The 11,798-nt window shown below is 30.5% G+C and carries 12 protein-coding genes; 11 read left to right on the top strand and 1 reads right to left on the bottom strand.

From position 1 onward, the window contains the following. Positions 1-232: 232 nt before the first annotated feature. The 5 genes from D2A34_RS07185 to D2A34_RS07205 all read left to right on the top strand — a co-directional run bounded on the left by D2A34_RS07185 (position 233) and on the right by D2A34_RS07205 (position 4,534). Positions 233-673 carry a nucleotidyltransferase domain-containing protein gene (locus tag D2A34_RS07185; RefSeq protein ID WP_243128263.1) on the top strand — a complete coding sequence of 147 codons (441 nt, stop codon included), beginning with the start codon at positions 233-235 and terminating at the stop codon, positions 671-673. After that, complete coding sequence (locus D2A34_RS07190; RefSeq protein ID WP_119366169.1) at positions 657-1,115, top strand: HepT-like ribonuclease domain-containing protein; 459 nt, start codon at positions 657-659, stop codon at positions 1,113-1,115. Before D2A34_RS07185 ends, D2A34_RS07190 begins: the two co-directional genes overlap by 17 nt. Before the next feature lie 314 nt (positions 1,116-1,429). Next, positions 1,430-3,112: an AAA family ATPase gene (locus D2A34_RS07195; RefSeq protein ID WP_119366170.1), complete on the top strand. Its 1,683-nt coding sequence runs from the start codon at positions 1,430-1,432 to the stop codon at positions 3,110-3,112. A gap of 78 nt (positions 3,113-3,190) precedes the next feature. Then, positions 3,191-4,120, top strand: a complete 930-nt coding sequence (locus D2A34_RS07200; protein ID WP_119366171.1) for a tetratricopeptide repeat protein — start codon at positions 3,191-3,193, stop codon at positions 4,118-4,120. Between the two features lie 75 nt (positions 4,121-4,195). Then, a complete protein-coding gene (locus tag D2A34_RS07205) occupies positions 4,196-4,534 on the top strand; it encodes a hypothetical protein (protein ID WP_119366172.1) in 339 nt (112 codons plus the stop codon). Positions 4,535-5,051: 517 nt separating this feature from the next. Here the strand turns inward: D2A34_RS07205 and D2A34_RS07210 are convergent. Then, the gene (locus tag D2A34_RS07210) at positions 5,052-5,651 is read right to left on the bottom strand and encodes a hypothetical protein (protein WP_079438508.1); all 600 of its coding nucleotides are present in this window, start codon (positions 5,649-5,651) and stop codon (positions 5,052-5,054) included. Between the two features lie 408 nt (positions 5,652-6,059). On the opposite strand from D2A34_RS07210, the gene D2A34_RS07215 reads away from it, so the two are divergent. From D2A34_RS07215 to fabF, 6 genes are all read left to right on the top strand, one after another. Next, positions 6,060-6,509: a MarR family winged helix-turn-helix transcriptional regulator gene (locus D2A34_RS07215; RefSeq protein WP_079438509.1), complete on the top strand. Its 450-nt coding sequence runs from the start codon at positions 6,060-6,062 to the stop codon at positions 6,507-6,509. 14 nt (positions 6,510-6,523) lie between these two features. Further along, entirely contained in the window at positions 6,524-7,501 is a 978-nt protein-coding gene (locus tag D2A34_RS07220) for a beta-ketoacyl-ACP synthase III (RefSeq protein WP_119366173.1), read from the top strand. 235 nt (positions 7,502-7,736) lie between these two features. Further along, positions 7,737-8,678 carry an enoyl-[acyl-carrier-protein] reductase FabK gene (gene fabK / locus D2A34_RS07225; protein ID WP_079438511.1) on the top strand — a complete coding sequence of 314 codons (942 nt, stop codon included), beginning with the start codon at positions 7,737-7,739 and terminating at the stop codon, positions 8,676-8,678. Next, entirely contained in the window at positions 8,671-9,609 is a 939-nt protein-coding gene (fabD, locus tag D2A34_RS07230) for an ACP S-malonyltransferase (RefSeq protein WP_119366174.1), read from the top strand. Before fabK ends, fabD begins: the two co-directional genes overlap by 8 nt. A 78-nt stretch (positions 9,610-9,687) precedes the next feature. After that, positions 9,688-10,428: a 3-oxoacyl-[acyl-carrier-protein] reductase gene (gene fabG / locus D2A34_RS07235; protein WP_119366175.1), complete on the top strand. Its 741-nt coding sequence runs from the start codon at positions 9,688-9,690 to the stop codon at positions 10,426-10,428. Positions 10,429-10,446: 18 nt separating this feature from the next. Further along, positions 10,447-11,682 (top strand): beta-ketoacyl-ACP synthase II, encoded by a 1,236-nt coding sequence (fabF, locus tag D2A34_RS07240; RefSeq protein ID WP_079438514.1) that lies wholly within the window; start codon positions 10,447-10,449, stop codon positions 11,680-11,682. Positions 11,683-11,798 lie beyond the last annotated feature (116 nt).

Below are 11,798 nucleotides of genomic sequence, written 5' to 3' on the forward strand. Positions count from 1 at the left end.
ATGTATGGTATATTTAATAATTATAATGGTAAGGTAAAGATCCATAATAGAATATATGAGCAAAGAATATATAACTACATGAGTTCATTAATAGAAGCTTCAACAAACTAATGTATATATTAGAAGTTTACTGTTAAGGCGAAATTAGTGGAAATTATAGATTAAGCATAATTTTTGATAAGTGCCCGTCGCTAGATAGTTATAAAGAGTATTTATATGTGATACTGAAGGGATGGTAGTTTTGGAAAAATCAGAATTTTTAAATGAAATAAAAAAGATTAACAGCATTATTTGTATTTCTGAATTTGGAAGTTACAGAACCGAGTATTGGGATAAGGATAGAAGTGATATAGACTTAGCTGTTGTGGTTAAACCAGAAGTTTCATTCATGGATACATTGGAGATTGAGGAGGAAATTCTAGAATTATCAAAGCTATATTACAACTATGACAATATACATTTGACTTTTATATTATTTAAAGATTTTCCAAGTAAATATGCAAGATTTGCAGTCGATAGCGATAATAAATATATTATTGATGAAAATCTATGGTATGATTTTCAACATTATGTACTAAAATATGCGAGAAATAATGCGGATTTTGAGAAAATGTTAAAGATAGATGAACAATATACTTATTTCGGAGGAATTATAGATGAGTCCTTACTTTAGATATAAGAAAGAAAAATTTACAGAAAAATATAAAGCAGCTTATGATAATTTAGAGAATTTAAAAGAAGCTATAAATGAATATAAGAAAACTAATAGTAAAATTATAAAAAGAGCTATGATCGCCTATTTTCAAGATTTTTCGGAATATATAATTGATATGTGCGAGAGTTATATAATTATCAATAATGGAAAAATAAATAGTTCGATTTCGGGATTAAAGCTCATTGAAGAAGCTTGTGAAACAGGATTTTTTGATGATACCTTAAAAAAATATCTGTCAATGGTAATAAAGCTTAGAAATAGGTATACTCATGATTATTATGTTAGGGAAACAAGTGAAGCTGAAATAGAAAAGTTTTGTTTGGAAAAGTTAGCATACTTTGAATTATTTTTAGAGGAAAGTAAAGATAGTGTTATATTAAAATATAGAGAGAAAAAATAAGTTTTATAGATAAACAAATTGAAAATCATACTTATGTGATAATTCACGAAAGAGAATGTGTGGAATATTTCAAAGTATTAATCTAGTTCGTGGTTTGTTTATCTGTATATTTTATATTATATAAGGAAGTGTGTTAACACCTATCGTTTGGAGTTTTAGGGGGGGATATGCTTCCTTATTGTTATTTTAGATATTAATTTACGGATTATAGTATTGATTATAGAAAGTAGGCTTCTTTTAATAGTATATAAAGTTGGATATAATAGAGATAGTATATGGAGAGAGTAAATTAAAAGAAGAAAGAAGGTGCTGTTATGAAAAAGAATATACAAATAGGAACATCTGATTTTAAAAAGTTAATAGAAGGGAACAATTACTTTGTAGATAAAAGCCTGTTAATTAAAGAATTCTTAGAAAATAGTGCAGATATAATTTTGACACCTAGACCAAGAAGATTCGGTAAAACTTTAAACTTAAGTATGCTTAGATACTTTTTTGATATAAGAACAAAGGAAGAGACAAAGGATTTATTTAAAGGTTTGAAGATAGAAAATGAAAAAGATATAATGAAGCTTCAAGGGGAATATCCAGTTATTTTTATTACCTTTAAAAATCAAAAGCATTTGTCATATGATAATTTCGAAGATGGAATTAAGATGCTATTGTCTAATTTATATAGGGAGCATGAATATTTATTACATAGTCCTAAGTTATCAGAATTTGATAAAAACGACTTTAAAGAGGTTATTTTAAGAAATCCATCCATAGGACTTTTATCAGAAGGAATAAGTAATCTTATGGGATATATGAATAAGCATTACGGAAGAAAAGTCATGTTATTCATAGATGAGTATGATGTGCCGATTCAAGAAGGGTATATGCGTGGATATTATAATAGTATGATTGTATTAATAAGAAATTTATTAACAGCAGCCCTTAAAGATAATTCATATGTTGAAAAATCTCTTATTACAGGAATACTTAGGGTCGCGAAAGAAAGTATTTTTTCAGGACTTAATAATGCAGAAGTAAATACGATTGTAAGGTATAGCTTTAATGATAAATTTGGTTTTACAGAAAGTGAAATTGAAGATTTAGTTAATTACTATAATGAGGAAGAAAATATTGAAATTATAAAACAATGGTATAACGGATATGTTTTTGGTGGAGAAATAATATATAATCCGTGGTCAGTTTTGAATTATTTAAAGAATCCAAGAGAAGGATTTATGCCATATTGGATTAATAGCAGCAGTAATGACTTAATTAAAAGATTATTAATTAAAGGTGATAAAGAAATAAAACTTGAGTTGGAAGAGCTTATAGAGGGTAAATCTATAAATAAGGAAATAGATGATACTATAGTAATGGCAGAGGTTGAAGATTCTAATCAGAATATTTGGAGCTTTCTATTAATGAGTGGATATTTGAAGGCTGTAAAGACGGAACTTTTACGAGGTAGATTGAATTGTGAACTTAAGATTCCAAATGAAGAAGTGCAGATATTTTATGAAAACCTAATAATAAAATGGTTCCAAGAGACTATGAGTAATCAAAAATATGAAGAAATGCTTGCTAATTTAATAACTGGAGATATAGAAAATTTTAGTTATGCATTTGAAGAATTCGTAATTAATAATATAAGTTATTTTGATGTGTCAGGAAAAGAGCCAGAGAAAATATACCATGCTTTTGTACTTGGTATGCTTATATCAATTTCTAATACTCATGAAGTAAAATCAAATAAAGAAAGCGGCTATGGAAGATATGATGTAATGATAATTCCTAAAGATATTTCAAAACCCGGAATTATAATTGAGTTTAAAAAAATAAATAACTTATCCAAGGAAACGGTAGAACAAGGAACCTTAGAAGCTTTAAAGCAGATTGAAGAGAAGAAATATTCTGCAGAGATTTTAGCTAAAGAAATAAAAAATATCATAAAACTTGCGATTGTTTTTAAAGGTAAGGAAATAAAAATTACCCAAGGTAAGTGATGTTAGAAAAAAGGCTTAAGGATAGAGATAAAAAACAAGTTTTACAGTACGATTAAAATGAATGGATGAAGAGACAAGATGAAAAATAAGAATTATTTATACAATAATTATTTAAATATGGCGAGAAATTTAAGAACCGAAAATAATAAATTAAAAGCGCTGACGTTTTATAAAAAAGCTTATGCGCTAAGTATGGGAAAACAAGATACTGATTTGCTTATGGACATGGCCTTATTATATGATGAAATTGGATTATCAGATGAAGCAGAAAAGATATATTTAGAAGTAATTGAGCTAGATGAAGATGAGGCAATAGCATATTATGGTTTAGCTATAATATATGATGAAAATGGTGAATTAGAAAAAGCTAAAAGTTATTATGAGAAAGCAATAGACAAAAATCCTAATTATGATAAGGCGTATTTCTTCCTAGCAAATATATATGATGAATTTGGGGAAAAGGATAAAGCAATACTTTATTATAAAAAAGCAATTGAAATAAATCCAAATGACTTTTGGGCTTATGTTAATGTGTCCTGTATTCTTGAAGAAATCGATAGAAATGAAAAGGCCTTGCATTACATAGATAAGGCACTAAAAGTAGATAACAAGAATTATAAGGCGCTATTTAATAAGGCAGTAATATTAAATAAGCTAGATAGAGTTACAGAAAGTATAGAGTACTATAATAGGTCAATAGAAGAAAATCCTGAGTATCCCTATAGCTTTTTAAATTTAGCTGTTATATATAGAGAAGAGGGGAATTTTAATAAAGCTATAGAAATAATCAGTGAAGGAATAAGAGAAAATAGTGACGAAGGCTTTTTATACTATAATAGAGGATGTTTCTACGTTAACATAGAAGAAAATCTAAAAGCGTTTCAGGATATAGTTAAGAGCATAGAACTAAATGAGTTTTTCCTAGATTACATGAAAGAAGATAATGAACTAGATCCCATAAGACAACTAAAAGAATATAAAGAATTAATTATGGATAAAGAGCAGTAATTTAGATTTATGATGTGACTTACTTGAATATTACAATATTTATTACACAAGATATATCTAAAGGAGAGGTGTGTAATGAAGAAATTTATTGTATTATTCTTAATTTTTTTAGGTCTATCATTTAACTTTTTTGGAGTTATAACTTTTGCTGTAAATACTACTAATGTTATAAAAGAAGGAGTTTATACATTAGCTGATCTCCGGGTTTCTCCAGACAATCTTTATAACATCACAAATGTTTCATCAACAGAAGATGCATATATAATTATTTTTAATGAAGATTATGTTATAATGCAATCTCTACGATTATCACCAGTTATAAGAAGTTTTAATTTAATACCTTTAGAACCTCAATATAAACTTGTAGTACTTGGTAAAACAGAAGTTTTTATAGAACCAAGAAAAGTTCAATAGTTGGAAAGAAAAATAACTATTATGTGAAATATAAAATTAAATATTCAATGTTTATAACACCTGCTATAGGTGTTTTTTATGGCTTAAATGTTATTTATCTAAATATACCTAATTTCTGTTGATTTAACATGAATTTAAATCATGCGTTGATAGATATATCTACATATTGTGTTTATACTTTGAAATAAATTCTACACCAGAAAGAAAAGTTATTCTTTTGCGCAGTGTTGTATTAGAAAAACGGCTATAGGATTTCTTGAGTAAAAGTTGTTCCGCATGAGTCTGAGTTATAGGGGGTCTATCACTATAAATATATGCAATACCAGAAAGGGAGTAGACTCTTTTATGCAGTGTTGCATTTAGAATAGGGCTGTAGGATTTCTTCATTAGAAGTTGTTCCATATCTGCTTGTCCCAAGGTTTCCTTGGGAACATGCGGATGTGGTGCAACTTCTGATGTTAGAAATCCACAGCCCTATTCTATAGCAACCGAAATAACAGAGTCTACTCCCTTTCGGTTAATTTCTATATTGAACAGTTGATAAATCTGAAGCATGTTCGTATTCTATTGGTTGGTTATTATAAAGGAACTTTACACCATCAATCCATTCTCCCTTTGATTTGTTATTAGATTGAAGGAAGTTTTCGATTAGTGTATTAGATGTAACAGAACCACCAGTTGATCCTTGGAATTTTGGCACCCATTTGCTGCTGCTTGAATCAGTTAAGTTTATAGTAGCAACTTTCTTGCCATTAACAGTATCAATTGATTTTATTTCAATAGGTAGTTTGTCGAATTTTTTCTCAGATACTGCCTTTGATAAGGCTTTTAATTTATCTTCAATACTTAATTTTGCATCAAGTTCAATAGTACCTGACTCATTAGGTTCCAAAGAATTTTCATCTATATTATATATAGAAAGTTTTACCTTATTTGCCTTTGCATCTTCATTGGTTTTATTGTCCTTTGCTTCAGAAGAGCTTTTGCTGTCATTATTTTGTTCTACAGTAGTATTGGTGCTGTCATTAGATTTAGATGTATCATTAGGCTTTGTATTACAGGAAACTAAAGTAATTCCTAACATCAAAACTGTAGCCAAAAACAATTTTCTTGTCATGATATGTACACCTCCTATTATTAGGTATTAATTATTATGTTATGTATTATTAATTAATTATACCATATGAAATTGGAAATTAAAAGTATGCTTAAAATGGAAAAAATTGAAAAAGATTTGACAACAGATTTTTAGTATAGTATATTTTGATTATCAAACTATTTGATATTAAAAATTTTCACATCATATTATTTTAAGGATGAAAAAATCATTACTAGTGTTTGCGTATTAATAAAAATTAAAGTATTTCTAAAAATAAATAATGTGTATTCTACTTGTTTCGTATGACATTTTAAAAGTTTAGTTGCTAAAAATAGTGTCATGTTACGAAATTTTATATTTTAAGGCATTAAAATATAAATGTATTATCAAATGATTTTTAGGTGCTAAAGTGGAGAGTGCAGATGAATGAGTAAATCAACAACATTGATTAATGAACTCTTGGTGCAGTTATTTAATGACGTCTTACAGATTGAAGAACAGACTTTAAAAAGTGGTGTGCTTTCAGATATTTCAATAACAGAAATACACACAATAGAAGTTATAGGCATGTATAATGAACGAACAATGTCAGAGATAGCTCAAAAATTAAAGATTACTGTAGGTACATTAACAACTGCGATTAACAGATTAATAAAAAAAGGTTATGTTGAAAGAGAAAGAATAGAAGAGGACAGAAGAGTAGTTTTAGTAAAGTTAACTAAAAGAGGAAAGTTAGCCTTTAGGCTGCATCAAAGATTTCATAGAGAAATGATAAATAATGCAATAGAAGGCTTAAGTTTAGATGAGGAAGAAATTCTAATCTCCTCTTTAAATAAAATAAATGACTTTTTTAAAGAAAAATATAAATTAGAATAAAAAAGGAGAGCACTATGAATAATGTTACAATTGCGGGGATTGGCGCGTATGTACCATCTTTAGTGGTTACAAACGAAAAGATAAGTGAATTTGTTGACACAAATAATGATTGGATAGTTGAAAGGACAGGCATTACAGAAAGAAGAATTTCAGAAGGTGAAAATACATCTGACATTTCAATAGAAGCAGCAAAAATTGCCCTTGAGAGAGCAGGTGTTAAAGCAGAAGATTTAGATTTAATAATCGTTGCTACAATTTCGCCAGATATGTTCATACCATCTGTTGCTTGTATAATGCAAAGTAAATTAAATGCAGGCAAAGCCGCTTGTTTTGATATAAGCGTTGCTTGTTCAGGGTTCTTATATGGACTTGAAATAGCAAATAGTATGATGAAATCAATGAATTATAAAAATGCTTTAGTAGTAGGCGCAGAAGTACTTTCAAAAGTAATGGATTGGTCAGACAGAGGAACCTGCATTCTTTTTGGTGACGGTGGTGGTGCAGCCGTACTTAAAAATGAACCAAGTGACTCAAAAGGAATTATAAAATCATATTTAAGATCAGATGGAGCAAAAGGAGAAGCTTTAACTATAGGAGCTGCTGATTTTAATACTCCATTTACTAAGGAACCACAATTAAAAGATAGAATAATTAAAATGAACGGTAGAGAAGTATTCAAATTTGCCACTAATGCAATAGTGGAGTCAGTTAATGAAATATTAAAAGACACAGGAGTTTCTCTAGACGAAATTAAATATATAGTTCCACATCAAGCAAATTATAGAATTATAAAGTCAGCTGCTAATAAACTTGGAATTGATGAAAATAGATGGTACTTGAATTTAGATAGGTTTGGTAATACATCAGCAGGATCAGTTCCAATAGTGTTAAATGAAATGTATGAAAAGAACTTAATTAATAAAGGGGATAAATTTATTTTAGTTGCATTTGGTGGGGGATTAACCTATGCAGCTACATTAGTAGAATGGTAAAATTATAAAATGTCAATAAAGATTTTATTGGAGAATATGAACTTATTTTTAATTTTTTAGGGATGCAATTGATAATTACATCTTATATATAGTAAAATTACTTATCATATAATAGGTTATTTTATCTAGATAGCTCTTAAATACGATAAAGACAAATAGTTGATCCATTATTGTATTAGTAACAAGGTAGTATAGATAGTAATTTGTAGTTTGATAATGGTAGGAGGAGTTTATTATGGAAAAAAATAGAGTGTGTGAACTATTAAAAATAAAATATCCTATATTTCAAGGTGGTATGGCAAGAATTGCAGATGCTTCTTTGGCTTCAGGTGTAAGTGAAGCTGGTGGGATTGGAATAATAACAGGTGCGGCGCCAACTGAATGGGTAAGAGAACAAATAAAAAAGGCCAAGGAAATGACGAGTAAACCATTCGGAGTTAATATAATGCTAAGAGCAGAAAATGCTGATGAAATAGCTGATTTGGTATGCGAAGAAGGCGTATCCGTTGTTACAACTGGTGCAGGAAGCCCAGGAAAGTACATGGAAAAATGGAAAGCTCATGGAATCAAAGTTATACCAGTTGTAGCTTCAGTAGCTTTAGCAAAAAGAATGGAAAAAGCGGGAGCTGATGCAATTATTGCAGAAGGAACTGAATCAGGCGGTCATGTAGGACAATTAACAACTATGACATTAGTGCCACAAGTTGTAGATGCTGTTAATATTCCAGTTATAGCAGCAGGTGGTATAGGTGACGGAAGAGGTGTGGCTGCATCATTTATGTTAGGTGCTGAAGGCGTTCAAGTTGGAACAAGATTCTTAGTAGCTAAAGAGTGTACAGTACATCAAAATTATAAGGAAAAGATATTAAAGGCTAATGATATAGATACAGAAGTAACAGGTAGACCAACAGGTCATCCAGTAAGAGTTTTAAGAAATAAGCTTGCAAGAAATTACTTGAAATTAGAGAAAGAAGGAGCATCTGTTGAAGAGCTAGAAAAGCTTGGGATAGGTGCGCTTAAAAAGGCTGTTGTAGATGGTGACGTTGATAATGGATCTCTTATGTCAGGTCAAATAGCTGGACTTATTTGTAAGGAACAAACATGTAAAGAAATGATTGAAGAATTATTTACAGAAGCAGATGAAATATTTAAGCGTTTTGGAGGCAGACATGAATAGTAGTAAAACCGCATTTCTTTTCCCAGGTCAAGGGGTTCAAACTATTGGGATGGCAAAAGAACTTTGTGATAATATACCAGAATGTAAAGAACTTTTAGATCGTAGTGAAGAGATTTTACAAATGCCTATTAAGAAGATGATGTTTGAAGGGCCTGAAGATCTTCTTACAGCTACTGAAAATGCGCAACCTACAATTCTTGTTGCGTCTTTAATAGCTCTAAAAGCATTAGAAATTAATAATATTGAGGCAGATTATGCAGCAGGACTTAGTTTAGGGGAATATGCAGCATTAATATACGGGGGAGCACTTTCTTTAGAAGAAGGATTACTACTTATTAAAGAAAGAGGAAGAATTATGGGCAGCGCTCTACCAGAAGGACTTGGTAAAATGGCTGCTGTGCTAAAATTAAGTGATGAGAAAATAGAAGAATTATTAACTAGAGCAGGTGAATTTGGAATAGTAGAAGGTGCTAACTTTAACTGTCCAGGTCAAGTAGTTATTTCAGGTGAAAATAACGCAATTGATGAAGCAGTAAAAATTGCAAAAGAATTAGGCGGCCTTGGAATTCCTTTAAAAGTAAGTGGACCATTCCATAGCTCTCTTCTTGAGCCAGCAAGTGAAGAATTCTTTAACACAATAAAAACTGTAGAGATTAAAGATGTTAATAAAACAGTATATTCAAATGTTAAAGGACTTCCTTATGATAAAGAAGATGATGTTAAAGAGTTACTTAAGAAACATATAAGATCATCTGTACTTTTTGAAAAGACTATAAATCATATGATTGACAGTGGTGTTGATACTTTTGTTGAAGTTGGACCAGGAAAAGCTCTTAGGGGATTTGTTAAGAAGATAAATAAAAGCGCTAATCTTTTAAATGTTGAAGATATGGCTTCATTAAATAGTACCATTGAAAAATTGAATAGTTAATAATTATCCACAATTAATATGGAAATCTAATATTAATTGTGGTTGTGTTATGAGTTGAAATATAGGAGGAAATAGTATATGCTAAAAGGAAAATGTGCAATTGTTACTGGAGCATCAAGAGGAATTGGAAAAGCGATTGCTTTAAAGCTTGCTTCTCTTGGGGCAAATATAGTTATAAATTATAGAAGCAATGAAAAAGAAGCTTTAGAAGTTGAAAGTCAAATAAAAGATATGGGTGTAGAAACTCTATGCGTAAAAGGAGACATCTCTAAGGCAGAAGAAGTTGAGAAACTTATTGCATCTGCAAAAGAAAAATTCGGAAGCATTGATATCATGGTAAATAATGCTGGTATTACAAAAGATACATTAATACTTAGAATGAAAGAAGAAGATTTCGATAGTGTTATTGATGTTAACTTAAAAGGAGTATTTAATTGCTTAAAAGCTATTACTCCAATTATGGTAAAACAAAAATATGGAAAGATAATAAATCTTTCTTCAGTTGTTGGAATATCAGGGAATGCTGGTCAAGTAAATTATTCAGCATCTAAGGCTGGAGTAATTGGAATGACTAAGTCACTTGCAAAAGAAGTTGGTTCAAGAGGAATCAATGTAAATGCAGTGGCGCCAGGATATATTGAAACAGATATGACAGAAGCGTTAAGCGAAAAATATAAAGAAGAAATGAAAAATAATATACCGCTTAAGAGACTTGGGACTGCAAATGATGTAGCAGAAGTTGTAGCTTTCCTTGCAAGTGAAAGTTCAAACTATGTTACTGGTCAAGTTATCCAAGTTGATGGCGGAATGCTAATGTAATGGAGGAAGAGTTGAGTTATGGAAAGAAGAGTTGTTATTACGGGGATGGGAGCATTAACTCCAATAGGAAATGATGTAGATACATTTTGGAATAATGCTAAAGCAGGAAAATTAGGAATAGATTTTATAACATTAATAGATCAAGATTTAATAGATGTAAAAATTGCAGCAGAAGTTAAAGATTTTGATCCAGATACATTAATAGGTAGAAAAGAAGCAAAGAGATTAGATAGATTCTCACAATTTGCATTAGTAGCATCAGATGAAGCAATAAAAGATTCTGGTATAGATTTAGAAAAAGAAAACCTAGAAAGATTCGGAGTAATGCTTGGATCAGGAATAGGTGGATTCCAAACTATTGAAGATGAATGTACAAAAATTGCTACTGGAAAATCTAAGAGAGTTTCACCATTCTTCGTTCCTATGACAATAGTAAATTTAGGAGCAGGAAATGTAGCAATTAAGCATGGATTAAAAGGACCATGTACATCAGCAGTAACTGCATGTGCAACAGGAACAAACAATATAGGAGATGCATTTAGAACTATAAAACATGGATATGCAGATGTAATGCTTGCAGGCGGAGCAGAAGCACCTATAACTAGACTTGGAGTTACTGGATTCCATAGCATGAAAGCTTTAAATTCAGGAAATAATCCAAGTAGAGCATCTATTCCTTTTGATAAGGATAGAGGCGGATTTGTTATGGGCGAAGGTGCAGGAGTTGTAATTCTTGAATCTTTAGAGCATGCAGAAGCTAGAGGTGCTAATATAATAGCTGAAATAGTAGGATATGGTTCAACTTGTGATGCATATCATATTACTTCACCAGATCCAGAAGGTACTGGTGCTGCAAGAGCTATGAAAGATGCGATTCAAGAAGCTGGAATAACGCCAGAAGATGTATCTTATATTAACGCTCATGGAACTTCAACAGAATTAAATGATAAGTTTGAAACATTAGCTATTAAAAATGCTTTTGGAGAAGCTGCTTATAAGATTCCAATATCATCAAGTAAGTCGATGACAGGACACCTTTTAGGTGCAGCAGGAGCAATTGAAGCAATAATTTGTGCAAAAGCACTGCAAGAAGGATTTGTTCCACCAACAATTGGATATGAAACAAAGGATGAAGGATTAGATTTAGATTACGTACCTAATGTAGGAAGAGCGCAAGAATTAGAATATGCACTTACAAATTCATTAGGATTTGGCGGACACAATGCAACTTTATTATTAAAGAAATGGAAATAATTTTTTTTATTACGATGAATGATGAATGATGAATAATGAATGATTGAGGGGGGAATTCCAGGCGGGATTTCTATGAAATAAAAGAAACTCCGAAGTAGTTTCGTCCTCAGTTATTC

It is taken from the genome of Clostridium chromiireducens (assembly GCF_003575225.1).
Lineage (GTDB): Bacteria > Bacillota > Clostridia > Clostridiales > Clostridiaceae > Clostridium > Clostridium chromiireducens.

What these genes read in the sequence shown, in the direction of transcription:
- fabG (WP_119366175.1), top strand. Translation starts at nt 9,688, where the DNA reads ATGCTAAAAGGAAAATGTGCAATTGTTACTGGAGCATCAAGAGGAATT.
- fabF (WP_079438514.1), top strand. Translation starts at nt 10,447, where the DNA reads ATGGAAAGAAGAGTTGTTATTACGGGGATGGGAGCATTAACTCCAATA.
- D2A34_RS07215 (WP_079438509.1), top strand. Translation starts at nt 6,060, where the DNA reads ATGAGTAAATCAACAACATTGATTAATGAACTCTTGGTGCAGTTATTT.
- D2A34_RS07220 (WP_119366173.1), top strand. Translation starts at nt 6,524, where the DNA reads ATGAATAATGTTACAATTGCGGGGATTGGCGCGTATGTACCATCTTTA.
- fabK (WP_079438511.1), top strand. Translation starts at nt 7,737, where the DNA reads ATGGAAAAAAATAGAGTGTGTGAACTATTAAAAATAAAATATCCTATA.
- D2A34_RS07195 (WP_119366170.1), top strand. Translation starts at nt 1,430, where the DNA reads ATGAAAAAGAATATACAAATAGGAACATCTGATTTTAAAAAGTTAATA.
- D2A34_RS07210 (WP_079438508.1), bottom strand. Translation starts at nt 5,651, where the DNA reads ATGACAAGAAAATTGTTTTTGGCTACAGTTTTGATGTTAGGAATTACT.
- D2A34_RS07185 (WP_243128263.1), top strand. Translation starts at nt 233, where the DNA reads ATGGTAGTTTTGGAAAAATCAGAATTTTTAAATGAAATAAAAAAGATT.
- D2A34_RS07190 (WP_119366169.1), top strand. Translation starts at nt 657, where the DNA reads ATGAGTCCTTACTTTAGATATAAGAAAGAAAAATTTACAGAAAAATAT.
- fabD (WP_119366174.1), top strand. Translation starts at nt 8,671, where the DNA reads ATGAATAGTAGTAAAACCGCATTTCTTTTCCCAGGTCAAGGGGTTCAA.
- D2A34_RS07200 (WP_119366171.1), top strand. Translation starts at nt 3,191, where the DNA reads ATGAAAAATAAGAATTATTTATACAATAATTATTTAAATATGGCGAGA.
- D2A34_RS07205 (WP_119366172.1), top strand. Translation starts at nt 4,196, where the DNA reads ATGAAGAAATTTATTGTATTATTCTTAATTTTTTTAGGTCTATCATTT.